Annotated in this window: 23 protein-coding genes; 6 read left to right on the forward strand and 17 right to left on the reverse strand. The window is 64.4% G+C overall.

The genetic code is table 11. From position 1 onward, the window contains the following. Nucleotides 1–209 precede the first annotated feature (209 nt). From HBJ55_RS07080 to glnK, 3 genes are all read left to right on the forward strand, one after another. On the forward strand, nucleotides 210–548 hold the full coding sequence (locus HBJ55_RS07080) for a P-II family nitrogen regulator (RefSeq protein WP_163559241.1): 339 nt from the start codon (nucleotides 210–212) through the stop codon (nucleotides 546–548). A gap of 37 nt (nucleotides 549–585) precedes the next feature. Next, the gene (locus tag HBJ55_RS07085; protein WP_167112498.1) at nucleotides 586–1,911 is read left to right on the forward strand and encodes an ammonium transporter; all 1,326 of its coding nucleotides are present in this window, start codon (nucleotides 586–588) and stop codon (nucleotides 1,909–1,911) included. A gap of 133 nt (nucleotides 1,912–2,044) precedes the next feature. Then, entirely contained in the window at nucleotides 2,045–2,383 is a 339-nt protein-coding gene (gene glnK, locus HBJ55_RS07090; RefSeq protein ID WP_086509163.1) for a P-II family nitrogen regulator, read from the forward strand. An 86-nt stretch (nucleotides 2,384–2,469) separates the two neighbouring features. Here glnK and HBJ55_RS07095 read toward each other — a convergent pair whose 3' ends face one another. Then, nucleotides 2,470–3,246 (reverse strand): ferredoxin--NADP reductase, encoded by a 777-nt coding sequence (locus HBJ55_RS07095; RefSeq protein WP_167112500.1) that lies wholly within the window; start codon nucleotides 3,244–3,246, stop codon nucleotides 2,470–2,472. 146 nt (nucleotides 3,247–3,392) lie between these two features. On the opposite strand from HBJ55_RS07095, the gene HBJ55_RS07100 reads away from it, so the two are divergent. After that, a complete protein-coding gene (locus HBJ55_RS07100) occupies nucleotides 3,393–4,319 on the forward strand; it encodes a LysR family transcriptional regulator (protein ID WP_167112502.1) in 927 nt (308 codons plus the stop codon). Between the two features lie 11 nt (nucleotides 4,320–4,330). On the opposite strand, the gene HBJ55_RS07105 is transcribed toward HBJ55_RS07100, so the two are convergent. The 6 genes from HBJ55_RS07105 to phnD form a co-directional block, all read right to left on the reverse strand. Next, complete coding sequence (locus HBJ55_RS07105) at nucleotides 4,331–6,394, reverse strand: methyl-accepting chemotaxis protein (RefSeq protein ID WP_167112504.1); 2,064 nt, start codon at nucleotides 6,392–6,394, stop codon at nucleotides 4,331–4,333. Between the two features lie 120 nt (nucleotides 6,395–6,514). Continuing rightward, nucleotides 6,515–6,943: a host attachment protein gene (locus HBJ55_RS07110; protein ID WP_167112507.1), complete on the reverse strand. Its 429-nt coding sequence runs from the start codon at nucleotides 6,941–6,943 to the stop codon at nucleotides 6,515–6,517. A 94-nt stretch (nucleotides 6,944–7,037) separates the two neighbouring features. Beyond that, complete coding sequence (gene phnE, locus HBJ55_RS07115) at nucleotides 7,038–7,847, reverse strand: phosphonate ABC transporter, permease protein PhnE (protein WP_167112509.1); 810 nt, start codon at nucleotides 7,845–7,847, stop codon at nucleotides 7,038–7,040. After that, the gene (phnE, locus tag HBJ55_RS07120; protein WP_167112511.1) at nucleotides 7,841–8,650 is read right to left on the reverse strand and encodes a phosphonate ABC transporter, permease protein PhnE; all 810 of its coding nucleotides are present in this window, start codon (nucleotides 8,648–8,650) and stop codon (nucleotides 7,841–7,843) included. The genes phnE (HBJ55_RS07115) and phnE (HBJ55_RS07120) overlap by 7 nt, the downstream gene beginning before the upstream one ends. Then, a complete protein-coding gene (phnC, locus tag HBJ55_RS07125; protein ID WP_167112513.1) occupies nucleotides 8,637–9,443 on the reverse strand; it encodes a phosphonate ABC transporter ATP-binding protein in 807 nt (268 codons plus the stop codon). The genes phnE (HBJ55_RS07120) and phnC overlap by 14 nt, the downstream gene beginning before the upstream one ends. A gap of 71 nt (nucleotides 9,444–9,514) precedes the next feature. Then, nucleotides 9,515–10,522 carry a phosphate/phosphite/phosphonate ABC transporter substrate-binding protein gene (phnD, locus tag HBJ55_RS07130; RefSeq protein WP_167112515.1) on the reverse strand — a complete coding sequence of 336 codons (1,008 nt, stop codon included), beginning with the start codon at nucleotides 10,520–10,522 and terminating at the stop codon, nucleotides 9,515–9,517. Between the two features lie 159 nt (nucleotides 10,523–10,681). Here phnD and HBJ55_RS07135 point away from each other — a divergent pair, with 159 nt between their 5' ends. Together HBJ55_RS07135 and HBJ55_RS07140 are read left to right on the forward strand one after the other, a co-directional pair. Beyond that, the gene (locus HBJ55_RS07135) at nucleotides 10,682–11,272 is read left to right on the forward strand and encodes a histidine phosphatase family protein (protein WP_167112517.1); all 591 of its coding nucleotides are present in this window, start codon (nucleotides 10,682–10,684) and stop codon (nucleotides 11,270–11,272) included. 113 nt (nucleotides 11,273–11,385) lie between these two features. Further along, nucleotides 11,386–11,814 carry a hypothetical protein gene (locus HBJ55_RS07140; protein ID WP_167112520.1) on the forward strand — a complete coding sequence of 143 codons (429 nt, stop codon included), beginning with the start codon at nucleotides 11,386–11,388 and terminating at the stop codon, nucleotides 11,812–11,814. Nucleotides 11,815–11,970: 156 nt separating this feature from the next. Here HBJ55_RS07140 and HBJ55_RS07145 read toward each other — a convergent pair whose 3' ends face one another. The 10 genes from HBJ55_RS07145 to HBJ55_RS07190 form a co-directional block, all read right to left on the reverse strand. Beyond that, a complete protein-coding gene (locus HBJ55_RS07145) occupies nucleotides 11,971–12,699 on the reverse strand; it encodes an amino acid ABC transporter ATP-binding protein (protein WP_167112666.1) in 729 nt (242 codons plus the stop codon). 51 nt (nucleotides 12,700–12,750) lie between these two features. After that, nucleotides 12,751–13,851 (reverse strand): amino acid ABC transporter permease, encoded by a 1,101-nt coding sequence (locus HBJ55_RS07150; RefSeq protein ID WP_167112521.1) that lies wholly within the window; start codon nucleotides 13,849–13,851, stop codon nucleotides 12,751–12,753. A gap of 10 nt (nucleotides 13,852–13,861) precedes the next feature. Next, entirely contained in the window at nucleotides 13,862–15,052 is a 1,191-nt protein-coding gene (locus tag HBJ55_RS07155; RefSeq protein ID WP_167112523.1) for an amino acid ABC transporter permease, read from the reverse strand. 115 nt (nucleotides 15,053–15,167) lie between these two features. Continuing rightward, complete coding sequence (locus HBJ55_RS07160) at nucleotides 15,168–16,196, reverse strand: amino acid ABC transporter substrate-binding protein (RefSeq protein ID WP_167112526.1); 1,029 nt, start codon at nucleotides 16,194–16,196, stop codon at nucleotides 15,168–15,170. 177 nt (nucleotides 16,197–16,373) lie between these two features. After that, nucleotides 16,374–17,396, reverse strand: a complete 1,023-nt coding sequence (locus HBJ55_RS07165; protein WP_167112527.1) for an amino acid ABC transporter substrate-binding protein — start codon at nucleotides 17,394–17,396, stop codon at nucleotides 16,374–16,376. Between the two features lie 194 nt (nucleotides 17,397–17,590). Further along, entirely contained in the window at nucleotides 17,591–19,144 is a 1,554-nt protein-coding gene (gene ahpF / locus HBJ55_RS07170; RefSeq protein WP_167112529.1) for an alkyl hydroperoxide reductase subunit F, read from the reverse strand. A gap of 177 nt (nucleotides 19,145–19,321) precedes the next feature. Further along, nucleotides 19,322–19,885, reverse strand: coding sequence for an alkyl hydroperoxide reductase subunit C (ahpC, locus tag HBJ55_RS07175; RefSeq protein ID WP_167112531.1), 564 nt, complete (start codon nucleotides 19,883–19,885; stop codon nucleotides 19,322–19,324). Between the two features lie 133 nt (nucleotides 19,886–20,018). Continuing rightward, on the reverse strand, nucleotides 20,019–20,423 hold the full coding sequence (locus HBJ55_RS07180; RefSeq protein ID WP_167112533.1) for a ribonucleotide reductase subunit alpha: 405 nt from the start codon (nucleotides 20,421–20,423) through the stop codon (nucleotides 20,019–20,021). Nucleotides 20,424–20,536: 113 nt separating this feature from the next. Next, the gene (locus HBJ55_RS07185; protein ID WP_240936016.1) at nucleotides 20,537–21,691 is read right to left on the reverse strand and encodes a ChaN family lipoprotein; all 1,155 of its coding nucleotides are present in this window, start codon (nucleotides 21,689–21,691) and stop codon (nucleotides 20,537–20,539) included. A 57-nt stretch (nucleotides 21,692–21,748) separates the two neighbouring features. After that, nucleotides 21,749–23,050, reverse strand: a complete 1,302-nt coding sequence (locus HBJ55_RS07190; RefSeq protein ID WP_167112535.1) for an MFS transporter — start codon at nucleotides 23,048–23,050, stop codon at nucleotides 21,749–21,751. Between the last annotated feature and the right edge of the window lie 82 nt (nucleotides 23,051–23,132).

The following is a 23,132-nucleotide window of genomic DNA, read 5'->3' on the forward strand; positions in this document are numbered from 1 at the left end:
CCCTCATGGCGCACCCGCACTACGCGTAGCACCAGCCTGGTGCAAGGCGGCGGTGGCCGTTGCGCCATTGGAGCGCATGACATCGGCAGCCGGTCCTGCAAGCCACTGTTTATGAAAAGCAAAGGTTCGGTCTGGCACGGTCTGCGCATAACGCGTCATACAGCCGGCTGGCGACCCCCGCCGCCTTTATTTCAGCAGGGAGAGACGCGATGAAGCTCATCACCGCCATCATCAAGCCGTTCAAGCTCGACGACGTACGCGAGGCGCTGGCCGACAACGGCGTCCAGGGCATCACCGTGACCGAAGTCAAAGGCTTCGGCCGCCAGAAGGGCCACACCGAGCTCTATCGTGGCGCCGAATACGTGGTCGACTTCCTGCCCAAGGTGAAGGTCGAGGTCGCCGTTGACGATTCGCGTCTGGAGTCCGTGCTCGATGCCATCTGCAGTGCGGCCAACAGCGGCAAGATCGGCGACGGCAAGGTTTTCGTGACTCCGCTGGAGGATGTGATCCGCATCCGTACCGGCGAGCGCGGCGCCGACGCCGTGTAACGGCTTCCAACACTACAAGAGCGATGGAGAAACTCTCATGAACGAACTTGCCGAGTTGAGCTACGCGCTCGACACCTTCTACTTCCTGATATGCGGCGTGCTGGTGATGTGGATGGCAGCCGGCTTCTCGATGCTCGAGGCCGGTCTGGTCCGCGCCAAGAACACCGCCGAGATCCTGACCAAGAACATCGCCCTGTTCGCCATCGCCTGCACCATGTACCTGCTGGTGGGCTACGCCATCATGTATTCGAGCGATGCCGGTGGCATCCTGCCCAACCTGGGCGTGCTGATCGGCGGCGAGAACGGCGTCGACGCCGTCACCGCCGGCGGCGACGATGCCCCCTACTACTCCATGCGCGCCGACTTCTTCTTCCAGGTGGTATTCGTCGCCACCGCCATGTCGATCGTCTCCGGCGCCGTGGCCGAGCGCATGAAGCTGTGGGCTTTCCTCGCCTTCGCCGTGGTCATGACCGGGGTCATCTACCCGGTATCCGGCTACTGGACCTGGGGCGGCGGCTGGCTCTCCGAGCTGGGCTTCTCCGACTATGCCGGCTCCGGCATCGTGCACATGGCCGGCGCCGCCGCGGCCCTCGCCGGTGTGCTGGTCCTTGGCCCGCGCAAGGGCAAGTACGGCAAGGATGGCAGCATCCACGCCATCCCCGGCGCCAACCTGCCGCTGGCCACCGTCGGTACCTTCATCCTGTGGATGGGCTGGTTCGGCTTCAACGGCGGCTCCGAGCTCAAGCTCTCCGATGTCGCTTCGGCCAACAACGTGGCCCAGGTGCTGGTCAATACCAATGCCGCCGCCGCGGGTGGCGTCATCGCTGCGCTGATCCTGGCCAAGCTGTGGTTCCGCAAGGCCGACCTGACCATGGCGTTGAACGGCGCGCTGGCCGGCCTGGTAGCCATTACCGCCGGCCCGCTGACGCCCTCGGCGCTGGGCGCCACGCTGATCGGTGCCGTGGGCGGGATCATCGTGGTGGCTGCCATCGTGACGCTGGACAAGCTCAAGATCGACGATCCGGTCGGCGCCATCTCGGTGCACGGCGTGGTCGGCGTCTGGGGCCTGCTGGCGGTGCCGCTATCCAATGGTGACGCCACCTTCGGCTCCCAAATCGTCGGTGCGATCGCCATCTTCGCTTGGGTCTTCGCTACCAGCCTGGCCGTGTGGCTGGTCATCAAGGCAATCATGGGCGTACGCGTCAGCGAGGAGGAGGAGTACGAAGGGGTCGACCTCGCCGAGTGCGGCATGGAGGCCTACCCCGAGTTCAGCGTCGCCAGGGTCTATGGCGGCAGCGGCGGCCGCCCGCAGTCCGGTGGCTACGGTGCCGGTGCGCCGATCGGCCAGCCGCACGTCGAGTAAGCGCGACCGACTTGCCAAGGCTCCCCGCGGGGAGCCTTTTTTCTTCCTGCCGAGGGCGGTGTATGCTTGAGGCCAACGATCCGTACCCGCTCGGGTTCACCATGAACCCCGTCCGACCATGAGGAAACAGACCATGAAACTGGTGACCGCCATCATCAAGCCGTTCAAGCTCGACGACGTTCGCGAGTCGCTTTCGGAAATCGGGGTACAGGGCATCACCGTCACCGAGGTGAAGGGCTTCGGCCGTCAGAAGGGCCATACCGAGCTCTACCGCGGAGCCGAGTACGTGGTCGACTTCCTGCCCAAGGTGAAGGTCGAGATCGCCATCGACGACGACCTGGTGGAACAGGTCATCGACGCCATCACCCAAGTGGCGAATACCGGCAAGATCGGCGACGGCAAGATCTTCATCACCCCGCTGGAGCAGGTCATCCGCATCCGCACCGGCGAAACCGGCAAGGATGCTGTCTGACGGCTCGAAGCTCGAAGCCAGACAGCTTATACAGAAACCCCGGAGGCCTGCCCCGGGGTCTTTTCTTCAATCTTACAACTTAAGGCTTACTTTTCGACGAAAGCGCGCTCGATCACATAGTCGCCCGGCTCGCCCATGCGCGGCGAGATATTGAAGCCCAGGTCGTCGAGCAGCGCGCTGGTCTCGTCGAGCATCGCCGGGCTGCCGCAGATCATGGCGCGGTCCTGCTTGGGATCCATCGGCGCCACGCCGGTGTCCTCGAACAGCTTGCCGCTGCGGATATGGTCGGTGAGGCGCCCCATGGTGTGGAACTCCTCGCGGGTCACGGTGGGGTAGTAGACCAGCTTGTCGCGGATCTCGTCGCCCAGGTACTCGTGCGCCGGCAGTTCCTTCTGGATGAAGTCGGCATAGGCCAGTTCGCTGACGCTGCGCACGCCGTGCACCAGGATGACCTTCTCGTAGCGCTCGTACACCTCGGGGTCCTGGATCAGGCTCATGAACGGCGCCAAGCCGGTACCGGTGGAGAGGAAATAGAGATTGCGCCCCGGCAGCAGGTCGTCGGTGACCAGGGTGCCGGTGGGCTTGCGGCTGACCATGATCTGATCGCCCACCTTGAGGTGCTGCAGGCGTGAGGTAAGCGGGCCGTCGGGCACCTTGATGCTGAAGAACTCGAGGTGATCCTCATAGTTGGGGCTGGCGATGGAGTAGGCGCGCATCAGCGGCTTGCCGTTCACTTCCAGGCCAATCATCACGAACTGGCCGTTCTTGAAGCGCAGGCTGCGCTCGCGGGTAGTGCGAAAGCTGAACAGGGTGTCGTTCCAGTGGTGAACGCTGAGAACGTCTTCCAGGGCGAACTTGCTCATGCCGGCTCCTATCTATTCCAATATCGAATAACTCGAAGGGAAAAATGATTTGCTTGCATTATAAGAGCGCAAGGTTTATCTGTTAATTGGATTGTATGGATAACCTTTATCTAGACTCCTGATATAGATCAAAACTGAGCCGTTTCATGCATTTCACCCTGCGCCAACTCGAGGTCTACGTTGCCGTCGCTCAGCACGAGAGCGTCTCGCGCGCCGCCCGCGCCCTCTCCCTCTCGCAGTCGGCTACCAGTACCGCCCTGGCCGAACTCGAGCGCCAGTTCGACTGCCAACTGCTCGACCGCGTCGGCAAGCGGCTGCGGCTCAACGCGCTGGGCTTCCAGCTGCTGCCCAAGGCGGTGGCACTGCTCGACCGCGCCGAGGAGATCGAGGAGATCCTCCACGGCCAGCAGGGCATCGGCTCGCTCGACGTAGGTGCCACCCTGACCATCGGCAACTATCTGGCGACCCTGCTGATCAGCGACTTCATGCAGCGCCATCCGGGCAGCCGGGTACGGCTCGCAGTACGCAATACGCGGGAAATCGTCGATCGCGTGCGCCAGCATGAGCTCGACCTGGGGCTCATCGAGGGGCACTGCGAGGAGGAGGACGTCATCACCCAGCCCTGGGTGGAGGATGAGCTGTCGGTATTCTGCTCCCCCCGCCACCCGCTGGCCGGGCAGGGCCCGGTGGAACTCGACCGCCTGCTGCGCGAGGCGTGGATCATGCGCGAGCAGGGCTCGGGCACGCGCATGACCCTGGAGCAGGCCGCGCGCCACCGGCGCGGGCGCTTCAACACCCTGCTGGAGCTGGAGCACACCGAAGGCATCAAGCGGGCGGTGGAGTCGGGCCTCGGCATCGGCTGCGTCTCGAAGCTGGCGCTGCGCGACGCCTTCCGACGCGGCAGCCTGGTGCCGATACCCACGCCGGAGCTAGACCTGAGCCGCCAGTTCGCCTTCATCTGGCATCGTCACAAGTACCTGGCCACCGGCATGCGCGAATTCCTGCGCCTGTGCCGGCAGATGACCGAGGGGATCAGGCGCAGCGACGAGATCGACCTGCCGCCAGTCTCCTGACCCCCATCCCGCTACCGGTCGCGTAGCTTGAAGCCGCCTACCACGCTGGCCAGGCGGTCGGCCTGCTCGCTCAGCTGCTCGGCGGCGGTGGTCGACTCCTCCACCAGCGCCGCGTTCTGCTGAATCGTGCGGTCGAGGTCGGCCACCGCCACGCTGACCTGGCCGATGCCGTCGCTCTGCTCGCCGGCGGCCATGCTGATCTCACCGAGCATGTTGGCCACCCGGTTCACGCTTGCCACCAGCTCGCCCATGCTCTCGCCGGCACGGCCTACCAGCTCGGTGCCGTTGGCGACCCGCTGGGTCGAGGCATCGATCAGCGCACGAATGTCGCGCGAGGCTTCGGCGCTGCGGGTGGCGAGCTGACGCACCTCGCCGGCGACCACGGCGAAGCCGCGGCCATGCTCGCCGGCCCGCGCCGCCTCGACCGAGGCGTTGAGCGCCAGCAGATTGGTCTGGAAGGCGATGCCGTCGATCACCTTGACGATCTCGCCGATCTTCTCCGATGAACGGCTGATCTCGTCCATGGTCTCCACCACTTGGCCGACCGTCTCGCCCGAGCGCTGGGCGACCTCTGCGGCCGACTTCGACAGGCCGTTGGCCTCCCGCGAGGAGGCCGAGGTGTGCTCGACGGTAGCCGAGATTTCCTCCATCGAGGCCGAGGTCTGCTGCAGGCTGGCGGCAGCCTGCTCGGTACGTCGAGAGAGGTCCTCTCCACCGCTGGCGATCTCGCTGGCCGCCACGCGTACCGATTCGCTGCTGTCGCGCACGTCGAGCAGCACGTCATGGATCTTGTCGACGAAGGCATTGAACTGGGTAGCCAGCTCGGCGCTCTCGTCGCGCCCACGCACCGGAAGCCGCTGGGTCAGGTCACCGTTGCCGGTGGCAATCTCGCGCATGCGATCGGCCAGTAGCCGCAGCGGTCGTGAGACCCGGGTGCCGACCCACCACAGCGCGGCGAGACCCAGCGCCGCCAGCAGCAAGCCGACCAGCGCCATGCCCAGGGTATCGGCACGGCGCTGCTCGCCCAACACCTCCTGCAGCGCGGCGAGTTCGGCCATCACGGCCTCCTCGGGCAGGCGGATCAGCAGCGTCCAGGGCGCTTCGCTCTCACCGATGGTGAAGGATTGATAGCGCTCCAGCATGCCTTCCCGCGTCTGGCTCACGCTGCCGTCCTCAACTCGTGCCCGCTCGATGGCGCTCAGCACTTCACCGTCGAACGCTTCGTTCGCCGAGGCACCGAGACGCTCGGCGTCACCGGTATGTGCCACCAAGCCACCACGCCCGGCGATCAGCGCCATCTCGCCCGCGCCGCCATAGAGCGACTGATTGGCCTCTAGCAGCAGTTCCTGAATGAAATCGAGCGCCAGGTCGACCCCGGCGACGCCACGGAACTCACCGTCGACCAGAATCGGCACGTTGAACGATGTGACCAGCAGCGTCTCATCGCCATATTCGTAGGCCACCGGGTCGATGATGCAGGGGGCGAGCGTCTCGCGGGGGCAGAGGTAGTACTCGCCTTCGCGCACGCCACTGGCGAGCGGCGTGGTGCTCTCCATGGTCTCGCCCAGCGGCAGTACCTCGACGTCGCCATCCCCGGTGCGATACCACCAGGGCATGAAGCGCCCGCTGCCATCGTAACCTTCGCTTTCGCCGAGTTCGGCATATAGGGCGTCACGTCCGAAGGCATCGGGCTGCCAGCCGATGAAGGCATCCAACAGCGAGGGATTCTCGATCACCGTCTGACGCACCAGGTTGGAGAGTTCGCGCCGGCTCAGGGAGAGGGCGCGACGGCCGCTGGCGTCCTGCTGGCCCATCAACGCATTGGTGTCAGCCAGTTGGGTGGCCAGCGTCAGCGCGTGCTCGAGCTCGCGCTGGATACGCCCGGCCTCGGCATTCGCCAACACCGTCAGGCGTTCGTCGATGGCACCCTCGAGCAGCTCACGGGTATGGGACTCGACGGTCTGCTGGGTACGCGCCGAGGAGAACAGGCCGTAGACCACCAAGGCCACGACTACGGCCAACAGACAGGGGCCAGCCAGCAGAATCACGAACTGGCGGATCGATCTGAGATGCATGGGCGCTCTCGCTGAAGTGGGAACAGGTGGCAGCGAAGAAAACTTCGCATCCATGCTCCTTCTATCGGCAAGAGCGCCCCTATCTTGAGACGAAAGTTTGAGACGAAAGACGCAACGCAATCAGCGCATATCGCTGACGGCCTCCTGAATATCGTTCAGCGGCGCCTTGGATAGATCCTTGTCCAAGGTATGAATGATCAGCTTGCTGGTCGGTCCATCGAGCTTGTCACGCAGCACCCCCAGGAAGCGCGGCGGGGCGACCAGAATAAGCTTGTCCATGCTGTTGTCGACCCGCGCCTTGTAGATGCGCTCGGCAACCTGCTTGGCGAAGATCTCCGCCTCGTGATCCAGGGCCACGCTGTCGCCACGGCTGGCGCGGCGAGTATGGGACGTCGACTCGTCGACGCTCCCCGTGGTACCGGTGACCAGATCGCCCTCGTGCAGGCGCCCTTCGGCGTGTATCAAGCTATCCTTCTCCTCCAGCCTGAGCGCATCGCGGGTGAATACGCGCGCCCGCGCCGCATCGGCCACCACGATATACGTTGTCATAGCCTCTCCTTGAGTCGGGTTGAAGGAAGAGTCCGCCATCCCGTTGCGGACTTTCTTCTTCAACATGGCAACCAGACCCTTCAGGGTCAACCGGCTAGAGCACCTTGCTGCGCAGCAGGCCGGTAACCGCCTCGCCGATCAGCACCAGCACGACGATGGCGATCAGGATGGTGGCTACGGTGGGCCAGGCGAAGGTATCGATGGCACCCTGCAGGATCACCCCGATGCCGCCTGCACCGACCAGGCCCAGCACCGTCGATTCGCGAATATTGATATCCCAGCGCAGGATGACGATGGCGAAGAAGGCCGGCATGACCTGCGGCACGATGGCGTAAGCGATCACCTTGGCCTTGGAGGCGCCGGTGGCCTCCATGGCCTCGACCGGGCGGCGATCGATCTCCTCGATCGCCTCGCCCATCAGCTTGCCGATGAAGCCCACCGAGCGAAACATGATGGCGAGTATGCCCGCCAGCACCCCAGGGCCGAAGATCGCCACGAACAGCAGTGCCCAGATGATGGTATTCACCGAACGGCTGGCGACCAGGATGAAGCGACCCAGCCACAGGCAGGCACGATTGGGGGTGGTGTTCTGTGCGGCGATGTAGGAGACCGGCAAGGCGATAAAGATCGTCAGCGCGGTGGCCAGCGTGGCGATATGCACCGTCTCGAGCAGCGCATTGACGATCGCCGCCAGCCGCGAGGGATCGGGCGGCCACATGCGCGCCCCCAGGCTCGAGATCTGATTGGGCGCGTCCCATACCCAGGGCCAGAAGATGTCGATATCGCGCACCGCCCAGTAGACCACCATCACGGTGACCAGCAGCACGGCGTAGCGGATCAGGCGCTGCTTGCGGTCATAGCGCCGCCAGATGCGGTCGGCCAGGGCTCCGGCATGATCTACCATATCTTCTTCCTCACCCAGCCGCTGATGCCTTCACTGATCAGGATCACGGCAATGATCGTGAGCAGAATGGCGAAGGCGAAATCGTAGTCGTAGCGACCGAAGGCGTTCATCAGCGTGCCACCGATGCCGCCGGCGCCGACGATGCCGACCACCGCCGAAGCGCGCAGGTTGCTGTCGAGCTGGTACATGGAGAGCCCCACCTGACGCGGCAGGATCTGCGGGAACACGGCGTAGACCAGGGTCGCGAGGTAACCCGCCCCGGCGGCCTTCATCGCCTCGACCTGGCCCCAGTCGATCTCCTCGATCTCTTCCGCCAACAGCTTGCCGACGAAGCCGATCGAGTAGATGGTCAGTGTGAGGATTCCCGCCAGGGGGCCGAAACCCACTGCGGCGACGAACAGGATGGCGACGATCACCGGATGAAAGCTGCGCGAGACGATGATTACCGCACGCCCGAACAGGTAGATGGGCTTGGGGGCAACGTTCCTGGCCGCCATCACGGCAAAGGGGATCGACAGCGCCACGCCGAGCAGGGTGGCCAGGATGGCGATCTGGAAGCTCTCCTTGAAGCCGGTGATCAGCAGGCCGCTGCGCTCGAAGCTCGGCGGAAAACCGCCGCCGAAGATGCGCGCCGCCCGCGGCAAGCCCTCGCTGATGCGCTCCCAGTTGAACGGCAGCGAACCGAAGGCCCATATCAGGTAGACGATCACCGCCAGCCACAGCCCATAGCGCAGCGCCGGATTGGCGATGAACGGCGGCTTGCGCCAGGTTCGCGGCAGAGCCGCGTGGTCAGGTCGAGTCATGCGCCACCCCTTGCGTCGAGCGGCCGGGCTCCTCGGTGAGTTCGTCACCGGCCGTCTCGATACCGCCGTAGATGGCGTCAAGCGCCTCCTTGTCGAAGTCGGCCGGCAGGCCATCGAAGATCATTCGTCCATGGCGCAGGCCGACGATACGCTCGGTGTAGGCCTTGGCCTGGGCCACGTTGTGGATATTGATCAAGACCGGTAGCGAGAGCTCGCTGGCCAGGCTCTGCAACAGCTTCATGATCTGCTCGGAAGTGCGCGGGTCGAGCGATGCCGTCGGTTCGTCGGCCAGCAGGATTTCTGGCTCCTGCATCAGCGCCCGTACCACGCCGACGCGTTGACGCTCGCCACCCGAGAGTTCGTCGGCGCGCTTGTTGGCATAGTGGGCGATACCCACCCGCTCCATCAGTTGAAAGGCGCGCTCGATATCGCTCTGGGGATAGCGCCGCGTGATCGCCTGGAACAGGTTGACGTAGCCGAGCCGGCCCGCCAGCACGTTCTCCATCACCGTCAACCGATCGATCAGGTTGAAGCCCTGGAAGACCATGCCGATCTTGCGCCGGGCCCGGCGCAGCTCGCGCCCCCTGAGGTTGACCAGCTCGGTGCCGTTGAGCCTGATCGAGCCCGAAGTGGGCTCCACGAGGCGGTTGATACAGCGCAGCATGGTGCTCTTGCCGGCCCCCGAGGCACCGACGATGGATACCACGCTGCTGCCCTCTACCGTCAGGTCGAGCCCCTCGAGCACCGGCGCATCACGGCCGTAGCGCTTGACCAGTTTCGAAATCTCCAGCATTCATCCACCTCACGTCACAAGGAAAGGAGCGCCCCCGCCATGGCGAGGGCCCCCGGCGTCATTCGCCAGGCTCACTCCTGTTCCAGGTCCTCGCGGGTGTAGCTCACGCCGTTGGCTTCCTGGATGGTGCGTATGACCTTCCAGTGCTCCTGATAGTTGATGGGGATGAATTTCTCGACGCCCTCGAACTCCTCGCCCAGTTCGGTGCCCGCGAATTCGAAGCTGAAGAAGGCCTCCTCGATCTTGTCGACCAGGTCGGGATGCAGGTTGTGGGCATAGGTATAGGAGGTGGTGGGGAAACGATCCGACTCGAAGATCATGCGCACTTCCTCGGGGTCGTAGAGGCCGCGTGCCGCCATGCGCTCGACCACTTCGGAAGCCACCGGGGCGGCGTCGTAGTCGCGGGCGACCACGCCCAGCATCGACTGATCGTGGCTGCCGGAGTAGATCACCTCGTAATCCTCGTCGGGTACCACTCCCTCTTCGGGGAACAGAGCACGCGGCGCCTGGTTGCCGGAGTTGGAGGTCGGCGAGGTGTGAGCGATGCGCTTGCCCTTGAGGTCTTCCATCTCCTCGATGTCGGAATCGACGTGGGTGTAGACCTGCAGGGTATAGCCGAACTGGCCGTCATCGGAGCCCATCAGGGCGAAGGGCACCGCACCGGCCAGGTTGACGGCAAACGGCGTCGGGCCGGTAGAGAAGCCGGCGATGTGCAGCCGACCGCTGCGCATGGCCTCGACCTGGGCCGAATTGGACTGCACGGCGAAGAAGCGCACGTCGCGCCCGGTGACCTCCTGCAGGTGGTCGATGAAGGGCTGCCAGATGTCGGAGTAGATGGCCGGATCCTCGACCGGTGTATAGGCGAAGATCAGCGTATCGGGGTCGACCCATTCGGATTCGTCGGCGGGGCGGTCGGCGACCAGATCCCCGTTTTCGTCGCAGTAGATATCGTCCAGGTCACCGCGAGGGCAGTCGGATTGGGCCTGAGCCTGTGTAGACATCACCAGGGCCAGCGGCAGCAGCGTGGAGAGGGCCAGGGTGGCGAAGGGGGAACGACCGAAGATCTTTGATATTGTCATTGGCGTGTCTCTCTGTATCACTGTCATTATGTTGTTTTTAAGGGACGGCGGGGGCGAGGACACCCAGAAAAGCCGCTCATCCTGCTCGAAAGCGAACACGAATAAACCTGCATGATCGCAAACGAAACTAACCCACAATCTAGGTAGTATGACAATACGATGTCAATCCGATTTCACTCCGCCTCGGGCCGCTACCGCAACCGCTACCTGCTGATGCGACATGGCCATAGCCAGGCCAATGCCCGGCGCCTGATCATCAGTACCTCCGCCCGGGGCCTGGCGGATTTCGGTCTTTCCGAGCAGGGCGAAGCGCAACTGGAGGCACTGCTCGCCGAATGGCACTGGCCGGTCCCGACCCGCATCCTGCATTCGGATTTCCTGCGCACCACGGAAACCGCCCAGCGAGTGGCCACTCACTTCGGCCTCGAGCTGCAGCCCGAACCGCGCCTGCGTGAACGCGACTTCGGCGATTTCGAGGGCCTGGCCGACAGCCACTACGAGAACGTCTGGGCGCACGACGCTCGCGACCCCGAGCATCGCGAATACGGCGTCGAAAGCGTGGCCAGCGTGGCCGCTCGCATGCAGGGCGTAATCGCCTCGCTGGAGCAGGCGCTGCGTGACGAAACCGTGCTGCTGGTGAGCCACGGCGATCCGCTGCAGATCATGCTGACCGCCCTGGAGAGTCGCCTGCTGACGGAGCATCGCGGCCGCGAGGCGCTGCTTCCGGCCAGCATCACTGTGCTCGACTGAGCGGGTACCCCTACGTAACGGCTGACGCTCATCGCAATCTGGGTTAGCATCGAATCGCCGGCAGGGATGTCGGCCAGTTCATCGTACTGCGATGCGTCAACGGGAGGAGCCCGATGCGACAGTTCCTGTTTCCCCGCCGCCCCATGTCCCGCGGCGTCCTGCTCTTCAGCCATTTCGTGCTGCAGCTCGGCCTGCTGGCAAGCGCTGCACTGTGGCTGCTACCACGCAGCCCCTGGTTCAGTGCCATCGACTGGGGCCAGGCCTGGCCCACTCTGGCGTTGGGCGCCGGGCTCTGGCTGGCCGCGACCCTGGGCCTGCGACTGCTCGTCGAGCTCTGTCTGCTTCCGCATCATCTGGGCAGCCGGGTAGGCTTTGCTCCCGGCGACGTGGTCACCCGTTCGTTCGAGCGCCGCCCGGCCGTGCACAACAACCAGGCGGCCTGGACCAGCGAGGCACGCCCGGTGGAAACCGAACCCAGCGTGCTCGGCAACGCTCGCGTGACCCGCCCCGCCGAGCCCCTCAAGCCCCAGGGAAGCGTCTAGCCTCCTGCAATGGCGGCTTAGTCTATTCGCTAGGCATTGCGCTAGATCCGAACCGCGACACCCGGTTGCGTCCGGCGTGCTTGGCGGCATAGGTCGGCTGGGCGGTCGTCGATACGCCGGGCTCGCAGGATGGCACGGGCCCCGCGGCGCCCTCCCTCAGTGACCCAGGATCTGGCTGAGGAAGAGCTGGGTGCGCTCGGATTGCGGGTCGTTGAAGAATGGCTCCGGCGCGTTCTCCTCGATGATCTGGCCCTGATCCATGAAGATCACGCGGTCGGCCACGGTCTTGGCGAAGCCCATCTCGTGGGTCACGCAGAGCATGGTCATGCCCTCCTCCGCCAGCTCCACCATGACGTCGAGCACCTCCTTGATCATTTCCGGGTCGAGCGCCGAGGTGGGTTCGTCGAACAGCATCACGTCGGGGTGCATGCACAGCGAGCGGGCAATCGCCACGCGCTGCTGCTGGCCGCCGGAGAGCTGGCCGGGATACTTGGTGGCCTGCTCGGCGATCTTGACTCGTTCCAGATACTGCATGGCGAGCCGCTCCGCCTCGCGACGCGGCTTCTTCTGCACCCATTTCTGCGCCAGGCAGCAGTTCTCCAGCACCGTGAGGTGCGGGAAGAGGTTGAAGTGCTGGAACACCATGCCCACGCTGCGGCGGATCTGCTCGATACGCTTGACGTCCTGGGTCAGCGGAACGCCGCCGACCACGATCTCGCCGGCCTGGTGCTCCTCGAGGTGATTGATGCAGCGAATCAGCGTCGACTTGCCCGAGCCCGAGGGCCCGCAGATGACGATTCGCTCGCCACTCTTCACTTCTAGATTGATGTCGCGCAATACGTGGAAGTCGCCGTACCACTTGTTGACACCGCGCATCTCGACCATGAGGGTCTCGGCGCCGGCCTGGGTTGCTTGTTCAGTCATTGTTCTCGTTCCTCACCGCTTGTGGCCGGTATGCAGTTTTCTTTCCAAGTACTGGCTGTAACGCGACATGCTGAAGCAGAAGATCCAGAACATGAACGCGGCGAACACGTAGCCCTCCAGGGAGAAGCCCAGCCAGCGGGAGTCCGACAGTGCCGCCTGCACGATGCCCAGCAGGTCGAACAGCCCGATGATCATGACCAGGGTGGTGTCCTTGAACAGCGAGATGAAGGTATTGACGATACCGGGGATCATCATCTTCAGCGCCTGGGGCAGCACGATCAGGCCCATGCGCATCCAGTAGCTCATGCCCAGCGCCGCCGCCGCCTCCTCCTGGCCACGGGGGATCGCCTGCAACCCGCCGCGGATCACCTCGGCCATGTAGGCGCTCTGGAACAGGGTGATGCCGATGAAGGCCCGGATCAGGCGGTCGACGCTGACGCCGGTAGGCATGAACAGCGGCAGCATCACCGAGGCCATGAACAGTACCGTGATCAACGGCACGCCGCGCCAGAACTCGATGAACACCACGCAGAAGCTCTTGACGATGGGCATCTGCGAACGCCGTCCCAAGGCCAGCAGAATGCCGATCGGCAACGCACCGACCATGCCCACTACTGCCAGTACCAGGGTCAGCATCAGGCCGCCCCAGCGATGGGTCTCCACGACCGGCAAGCCGAAGTGGCCACCATAGAGCATGAAATAGGCGAATATCGGGAACACCACCAGCACCGCCAGCGCCACCCAGCGCTTGAACGGCAACCGCGGGATGGCCAGCCAGGCGATCAGGGCGGCAAAGGTGACGAACGTCACCTCGACCCGCCAGATCTCGCCACGCGGATAGAGCCCATAGATGAACTGGGTGAAACGGGCGCTGACGAACACCCAGCAGGCCCCCTCGCGAGAGCAGTCATCCCGCGTGGTGCCGATCCAGTCGGCATTGATGAAGGCCCACTGAATCGTCGGCGTCAGCAGCAGATAGAGCAGGTAGAGACCCAGCAGGGTGAAAAAGCTGTTCACCGGCCCGCTGAACAGGTTGGCCCGCAGCCAGGCCACCGGTCCTACCGTATTCTTCGGCGCCGGTCGCGCCTCGATCATCTTGTGTTGAATCGTCATGGCGCCTCTCCTAGCGTTCCACCAGCGCCACACGGGCGTTGAACCAGTTCATGAACATCGATACCAGCAGGCTGATGGTCAGATAGACTGCCATGGTCATGGCAATGACCTCGATCGCCTGCCCCGTCTGGTTGAGGGTCGTGCCGGCAAACACCGAGACGAGGTCCGGATAGCCGATGGCCGTGGCCAGCGAGGAGTTCTTGATCAGGTTGAGGTACTGGCTGGTCAGCGGCGGAATGATCACGCGCAGCGCCTGGGGTACCACCACCAGGCGCAGCACCAGATTCCGCGGCAGGCTAAGTGCCTGGGCCGCTTCGGTCTGGCCGTGGGGAATGGCCTGGATGCCCGAACGCACGATCTCGGCGATGAACGAAGCCGTATAGATGGAGAGCGCCAGCCACAGAGCCAGGAATTCGGGGATGACGGTGACCCCGCCGCGGAAATTGAAACCACGCAGCTCCGGCACGTCCCAGGTCACCGGCACGCCGGTCACGACCAGCACCAGCAGCGGCAGGCCGACGATCAGGCCCAGCGAGATCCAGCCCGCCGGCAGGCGCTTGCCGGTCGCCTCGTGGCGACGCCTGTTCCAGACCGCCAAGGCGATACTGGCCACGATGGCCACGCCCAAGGCCAGCGGAATCAGGCCGAAGCCGGACAGGAACTGCGGCTCGGGCAGAAACAGTCCACGCACGTTGAGAAAGGCCACTTCGCCCAGGGTCATGCTGTCCCGAGGGCTGGGCATGGCGCGCAGCACGGCGAAGTACCAGAAGAAGATCTGCAGCAGCAGCGGGATATTGCGGAAAATCTCGATATAGCCGTTGGCCAGCCGGGCGATCAGCCAGTTGGGCGACAGTCGGGCAATGCCCACGGTAAAGCCAATGATCGTCGCCGCCAGGATTCCCAGTGCGGATACCACCAAGGTATTGAGCAGACCCACCAGAAAGGTTCGGCCATAGGTACTTTGCGACGAGTAGTCGATCAGGCTCTGGACGATGCCGAAGCCGGCAGTGTTGGTCAGGAAACCGAAGCCGGTAGTAATGCCGCGGGCGGCGAGGTTGTCCTGAGTATTGCCGACGATGTAGAGCAGAAAGATTACGACCGCGGCGATCAACAGAAGCTGAAAGATCAGCGCACGCTTGGCGCGATCGCGCCAGAACGGCGGTTTAGGGCCCACGGACTGGGCCTTGGGTCGAACGGACATGAAGGAACTCTCCGCCTGGATCCGTCAAGCAGGTATCAGCCATCCGGCCCGGGAGGTATCCGGGCCGGGGCAGTACGAGGATCGGGGCATCGCGACGATGCCCCGGGCGGTACGATCAGCGAATCGGCGGAGCGTACTGAATGCCGCCTTCGGTCCACAGGGCGTTGATGCCGCGCTCGATCTGCAGCGGCGAGTCCATGCCGACATTACGCTCGTAGCTTTCGCCGTAATTGCCTACTTGGCTGACGATGTTGTAGGCCCAATCGGCGGAGAGACCCATCGCCTCGCCGTAGTTGCCGTCGCGGCCGAGCAGGCGAGCGACGTCGGGATTGTCGGATTCGAGCATCTCGTCGACGTTCTCGCTGGTAATGCCCATCTCTTCGGCATTGAGCATGGCGAACAGCGACCACTTGACGATGTTGAACCACTGGTCGTCGCCCTGGCGAACTACCGGGCCCAGCGGCTCCTTGGAGATGATCTCGGGCAGGATGACCGATTGATCCGGATCGGAGAGCTGGATGCGCAGCGCTGCCAGCTGCGAGGAGTCGGAGGTCAGCACGTCACAGCGGCCGGCCTCGTAGCCACCCACGGTCTGCTCGGAGGTGTCGAAAACGATAGGATCGAACTCCATGCCGTTGGCACGGAAGTAGTCGGCCACGTTGAGCTCGGTGGTGGTACCGGACTGGACGCAGATCGCCGCACCGTCGAGCTCCGTGGCGCTGGAGACACCCAGGTCCTTGTTGATCATGAAGCCGATGCCGTCATAGAAATTCACGCCCGCGAAGTTGAGGCCCAGAGTGGTATCGCGGGTGGTGGTCCAGGTGGTGTTGCGCGAGAGCAGGTCGACCTCGCCCGACTGCAGCGCGGTGAAGCGCTCGACGGCGTTCAACGAGATGTAGCGCACCGCTTCGGAATCGCCGAACACCGCTGCCGCCACGGCGCGGCAGACGTCGACATCGAGACCCTGCCACTCGCCCTGGTCGTTCGGTGCGGAGAAGCCCGGCAGGCCATCGCTGACGCCGCACTGTACGGCGCCGCGCTCGCGGGTGTTCTCCAGCGTGTCGGCGGAGGCCACGGCGGCGGTTCCCAGTGCCAGAGCCGCTGCGGAAGTGAGCAGCATCCACTTGTTCTTGTTGTCGCGCATGTAAAGATCCCTCGTAGAGATTGGAATTCTTGAAAGCAGCATGCCGGAGCATGTGCCTGCACCTTAGCAAGGTTTGTTCCAAGGCAGGGATAGTGCAGGCAAAACTCTTATTCAACGCTCATGCCGGAGGCGATCCAGCCTGAACCGCTGCCCCGCTTTGGTGCAACCGGGTATGCCTCAGCGCACCGGCGGCGCATAATGCAGCCCGCCCTCGGTCCACAGGGCATTCTGGCCGCGAGCAATGTTGAAATCGGAGCCGGCACCCACGTTGCGCTCGAACATCTCACCGTAGTTGCCCACCTGCTTGACGATCCGATAAGCCCAGTCCGCGGTGAGCCCCATGCCCTCGCCGTAGTTGCCATCGCGGCCCAGCAGGCGAGCGATGTCCGGGTTGTCGGATTCGAGCATCTCGTCGACGTTGGCCTGGGTGATGCCCAGCTCCTCGGCATTGAGCATGGCGAACAGGGACCACTTGACGATGTTGAACCACTGGTCGTCGCCCTGACGTACGGCTGGCCCCAGCGGCTCCTTGGAGATGACTTCGGGCAGCACCATGGCGCTGTCGGGGTCGGCAAGCTGCATACGCTGGGCGTAGAGCTGGGAGGCATCGGAGCTGAGCACATCGCAGCGCCCTGCCTCGAAACCTGCTATCGATTGCTCCGGTGAGTCGAACACCACCGGCTCGTACTCCATGCCGTTGGCGCGGAAGTAGTCGGCCAGGTTGAGTTCGCTGGTAGTGCCGGACTGGGTACACACCGCGGCACCGTCGAGCTCCGTGGCACTTGCAACGCCCAGATCGCTGGCCACCAAAAAGGCCTGGCCATCATAGTAGCTGACGCCGGTAAAGTTGACGCCCAGCGTCGTATCCCGGGATGAAGTCCATGTCGTGGTACGCGAGAGCACGTCCACTTCGCTCGACTGCAGGGCCGTGAATCGTTCCACCGAGTTCAGCGGCACGAAGTGCACCTTTTCGGCGTCACCCAGTACCGCGGCGGCGATGGCCCGGCAGACGTCGGTATCCAGGCCCCGATAGTTATCCTCGTCGTCCAGCGCCGAGAAGCCCGGCTGGGCAGCATTGACACCACAGCGCACTTGGTCCTGCTCGCGAACGTCGTCGAGCGTCGCCGCCTGGGCCAAGCCGATGCCGCCAAGCAACAGCGCTGACGATGCCAGCCAAGCCAGCCTGTCATGATGGGTCATGTCGTTCCCTCGTTGTTGTTGATCATGAGGCCTCTAGCAAGGCCTCGCTTATGCTTAGCGCATCCTCACGACTCCTGCACGACGCCTCACGGCCCGCTCTCCCCTTGCCTTCAACGAAGAATATTTAGCCCACTAAAGAAAACGCCCCGCAGGCCGGGCCTGCGGGGCGAATACTCTGTCAGTGGTGAATCGCGTCAGTGGCGAATGAGATAGTCGAAGGCGCCCAGGGCGGCTTTCGAACCCTCGCCCATGGCGATGACGATCTGCTTGTAGGGCACGGTGGTCACGTCGCCGGCGGCGAAGATGCCGGGCACCGACGTCATGCCGCGCTCGTCGATCACGATCTCGCCGCGCTGAGACAGCTCGATAGACGAATCGGTGAGCCACTCGGTATTGGGCACCAGGCCGATCTGCACGAAGATGCCTTCCAGCTCGAGCTGCTTGATCTCGCCGCTGGCACGCTCCTCGAAGGTCAGGCCGGTGACCCGGGTGCCGTCGCCGTTGACCTCGGTGGTGCGGGCGCCGAGGATGATCTCGACGTTGGGAAGGCTGCGCAGCTTCTTCTGCAGCACCGCGTCGGCGCGCATCTCGTCCATGAACTCGATCAGCGTCACGTGGCCGACGATGCCGGCCAGGTCGATGGCCGCCTCGACACCGGAGTTGCCGCCGCCGATCACCGCCACGCGCTTGCCCTTGAACAGCGGGCCGTCGCAGTGGGGGCAGTAGGCCACGCCCTTGTTGCGGTACTCGGCCTCGCCGGGGACGTTCATCTCGCGCCAGCGGGCACCGGTGGTGAGAATCAGCGTCCGGCTCTTGAGGCTGGCACCGGATTCGAACACCACCTCGTGCTCGCCGCCCTGATCGGCCGCCGGCACCAGCTTCACCGCACGCTGCAGGTTGATGTCGGCTTCGTACTGCTTGACGTGCTCCTCCAGCGCCGCAGCCAGCTTGGGGCCTTCGGTATAAGGCACGGAGATGAAGTTCTCGATGGCCATGGTGTCGAGCACCTGGCCGCCGAAGCGCTCGGCCGCCACACCGGTGCGGATACCCTTGCGCGCGGCGTAGATGGCCGCCGCGGCACCGGCCGGGCCACCGCCCACCACCAGCACGTCGAAGGGATCCTTCTCGTTGAGCTTGGCCGCCTCGCGCTTGGCCGCGCCGGTGTCGACCTTGGCCAGGATCTGCTCCAGGCTCATGCGGCCCTGGTCGAAGGGCTCGCCGTTGAGAAAGATGCTCGGCACCGACATCACCTGGCGCTCTTCCACCTCGTCCTGGAACAGCGCGCCGTCAATGGCGACGTGACGCACGTTCGGATTGAGGATCGCCATCAGGTTGAGCGCCTGCACCACGTCGGGGCAGTTCTGGCAAGAGAGCGAATAGTAGGTCTCGAAATGCAGCGCACCCTCGAGCGCCTTGATCTGCTCGATGGTGTCGTCGCTGACCTTGGGCGGATGGCCGCCGACCTGCAGCAGGGCCAGCACCAGCGAGGTGAACTCGTGGCCCATGGGAATGCCCGCGAATACCAGGCCGGTGTCCTCGCCGGGACGGTTCAGCGCGAAGGAGGGCTTGCGCGCGTCCGTACCGTCGAGGCGCAGGCTGATCTTGTCGCAGAGGCTCTCGATATCCTTGAGCAGTCCGTGAAGCTCCTTGGACTTGGCGCCGTCATCGAGGGACGCGACGATCTCGAACGGCTGAGTGACCTTCTGCAGGTAGGCTTTTAGCTGGCTTTTCAGATTGTCGTCCAACATGACAGCGGTTTCCTTCATGTCTGGCTCAAGAACGACGGCAAGACGTCACCACAACGCGTCACGGAGTCAGCGCGGGCAGCGGCTTGCACGTCTTGGAAAGAGCGCCCGGGCAGCACATGCCCGGGCGTGGTACATACACGAGGTCAGGGGATAGCCTCGCGGGTCTTGGCAGACCGCTTAGATCTTGCCGACCAGATCCAGGGACGGAGCGAGAGTCTCTTCGCCTTCCTTCCACTTGGCCGGGCAGACCTCGTTGGGGTTGTTGCGCACGTACTGGGCGGCCTTGACCTTGCGCAGCAGCTCTTCGGCGTTACGGCCGATGTTGCCGGCATTGATTTCGACGATCTGGATCTTGCCGTCAGGGTCGACCACGAAGGTGCCGCGCTCGGCCAGGCCAGCGTCTTCGATCAGCACTTCGAAGTTGCGCGAGATCTGCAGGGTCGGGTCGGCCAGCATCGGATACTGCAGCTTGCCTATGGTCTCGGAGCTGTCGTGCCAGGCCTTGTGGGTGAAGTGGGTGTCGGTGGAGACGCTGTAGATCTCGACGCCCAGCTTCTTGAACTCTTCGTAGTTGTCCGCCAGGTCACCCAGCTCGGTGGGGCAGACGAAGGTGAAGTCGGCCGGATAGAAGAAGAAGATGCTCCACTGGCCTTTCAGGTCGGCGTCGGAAACGTCGACGAACTCGCCGTTGTGGTAAGCGGTGGCCTTGAACGGCTTGACTTCGGTGTTGATCAGGGACATTCAGCAAAGCTCCATGTCATTTCGTTGGTGGGGTGATCCGAATACGAGGCCTATCATATCCATCGCAACCGATAGGCGAAAATTGATTGCCGCCATGGTTCCGATAAGGCTTGTCTATGGTGGCACCCGCGCCTCATTGCAAGGCTACTGCCTCACCTTGCCGGTTCAGCGCCAGGAAGCTCTGGGTATTTCCCATCTGCAGCGCTTCGACCATGCGCTGCAGATGGCGCTCGACGGCATCGTCGGGTACGGCTTCGCCGCCGCTGCCTGACAGTGCCCCGACGAACATGATGTCCCATTCGATCCCGGTTCGCTGCGACTCCTTTTCCAGCGCCGCCATGTCGCTGAGCTCTTCGGGAGTCTTGTCGACGCAAAGCACCGGGGTGAGCACGCCGCCTTCCCCTTCCTCGAAGCGCTGGCGCTGCTCTGCGGTGGGATTGTCCGGCAGCTCGGCGCGGGTGAAGACGAACAGCAGCCGCTGCGGCTCGGACTGACGCCGTGCTTCTTCCAGCAGATCGGTAAAACGAGAAATGGCCAAGGGGACCTCCATGATCAGCAGCCCCCGGCATGGGGCGATGCGTACGGGCGCCGGCCTGCCCGGCGCTGCTGCGGATACCATAGCGCAATCGCCAGCGCCATGCCTGACCTCGGTCAAGGAGCGGTCTGTGTTCGCGCCGGAAAGCGCACCAACACTTCACGTGCCTCCCCACCGCGGAGTATTTCCAGCGGCAGCAGGGTACCCGGCGGCTGGCGCCGTACCAGCCGCGTGAGGTCGGCGGGCTGCGCCAGGCGCTCACCGGCCGCCCGCAGGATGACGTCCCCCTTCTCCAGCCCCGAACGCGCGGCCACGGAGCCTTCGAGCATGCCCTGTACCTCGACCCCGTCTGCGTGGGACGCGACGAGCACTCCCAACTGCATCGGCGGCTCGGCTTCCGCAGCCTCGGCAAGCGCGAACATGGCCCGTGCCAAGCCCGCAGGCTGTGGCTCGCACTCGCCATCGCCTGCCGTCCAGGGCAGCAGGGAAACGGGATCTTCGACACCCAGGTCAGCGAGCTGGTGGGGCACGCCGTGGCCGTACTGCAGGTGGCCCTGGCCGATCAGGCCGACCACCAGCTCGGCCTCGCCAGCCGCCCTCGCCAGCCCGGCAGCCATCGCGCGATCCCACACCAGCTGTGCCGCGATGAAGCGCTCGAGACCCTCGTTGTCGCCTGAGTTCGCGTGCTGAGCATGAATGGCGGCCAGGCGCTCACGATAGTCGGGTGGGGCCTCGGCCGGGGCGGAAATACCGAAGCGCTCGGCTTCGGGCACCGCCTGCCAGCCCTCCTCGACCAGCCTCTCTCGAAGTTCGGGTGTGACGTTGAGGGCCACGAGCGGCACTCGCTGCAGCCGGGCGAAGTGGAGAATCGGCAGGTAGAGTTCGGGATCGAAGCCCCAGGCGCCGTACCAGTCGCTCGCTTCGAGAAAAGCCGCCTCGTCGAGTTCGCCCGCCACCCAGGCGTCAAGGGCCGGTTGGGCCTCGCGCGGCAGCATCTCCAGGCCGATCGCCAGCTCGGGGCGCAGCGCATGCAGCCCGGCCAGCACATGCAGCTGCCAGCGGTGATGGTCGATGCGGTCGTGCTGCTCGCCAAGCATTACCACGTCGCGACCGGCCAGTTCGGCGAACAGCGCGGCGCTATCCAGCCGCTCACCGCCGGGCTGGTACCACTGGCCGGGGTCGGGGCAGGTGTCGGCACGCACCGGCAGGGGTGCAAGGGTCAGGCAGGCCAGCATGGCCAGCGTGCGGAACCAGGTGGGCGGGTGTCGCATCGGCATCTCCAATCGAACTGCCGACAATGATGGCGCATTGCGCCTCACCAGGCAGCATCAGGCTGCCTCCTCCTGCACCTCGTCGCCGCCCTCCTCGAAGTGGAACTCCAGCTGGGTCGGCTCCAGGCGCGGATCGAGTTCGGCGAAATGCGGCGTTTCCAGCGTGGGCACCGCGACGAAGGGCTCCTGCTCGACCTCTTCCACCGGCACGCCGGGACGACGGCGCAAGCGCAGCGCCACGAACGCCGCCAGGGCCAGCGAGGCACCTCCCAGGAACACCCATAGCCCGTCGGGGCCCACCAGGCGCATGACTAGCGAGGCGGTAAAGGGACCGATGATCGAGCCGATGCCGTACCAGATCATCAGCTTGGCGTTGGCGGCCACGACCTCGCCGGGTTCGAGCCAATCGTTGGTGTGCGCCAAGCTCAGGGCGTAGAGGGTATGCAGCATGGCGGTATGGAAACAGGCCGCCACGACCAGCATCCAGAAGTCGATGCGCACCATCATCGACACGAAGGCACCAGATATCGTCATCATCACGGCCATGCCGAGGATCACCTTGCGCCGGTCGATGTAGTCTGAAAGCCGCCCCAGCCCCCACTGGGCGAACAGCGCCACCATGGTGGTGATCGCCATGAAGCGCGCCGTCTCGCCGGTGGTCAGGCCGATCTCCTGACCGTAGAACGGCGTCATGGCAAAGAAGGCCTGCACCATCATGCCGGCGGTGAAGGCACCGACCAGGCCTACCGGGGCGCGCTTGAACAGCGCCTTCAGGCGGATCTTCTGCGGCTGGAAATCGTGGGCTTGGCGCGGACCATGGATGCGCACGATCGACAGCGGCACCAGCGACAGGGCGAACAGCATGCCGACCAGGGAGAACAGCGCCGGCCCCGCCGGATCGCCGAAGTTGAGCAACCACTGCCCGCCGGCCAGCGACAGGGTCGAGATGATCATGTAGAGCGCCAGCACCCGACCGCGATTCTCGTTCGTCGACTCGCCCGAAACCCACGACTCCATCACCATCAGCATGCCCGCGGTGGCGACCCCGCCGATCAGCCGCCAGGCCAGCCAGGCCCAGGGGTTGACCCACAGGCCGTGGAGCATGGCGGTGACCGCCAGCAGGCCGGCACAGGCGGAAAACACCCGGATATGGCCAACGCTGCGGATGCGTTTCTCCAGCGCATAGCTGCCCAGCACGAAGCCGAGCGAGAAACTCGACATCAGCAGGCCCGCCATCTGCGAGGGGAAGCCCTCGATGGACATGCGCACCCCGAGCAGGGTCATGATCAGGCCGTGGCCGAGCAGGAAACTGATTTCGCAGACGAACAGGATCGGAAGGGTAGCCGGTAGACTGCGCAAGATGTCACTCCGTTGACGATGCCGGACGCGGTATTGCACCGCGTCCGGCAGGGTTCATGCGCGCTTCAGTGTAGAGGGTTCC

The sequence above is a fragment of the Billgrantia bachuensis genome (assembly GCF_011742165.1).
GTDB lineage: Bacteria > Pseudomonadota > Gammaproteobacteria > Pseudomonadales > Halomonadaceae > Halomonas > Halomonas bachuensis.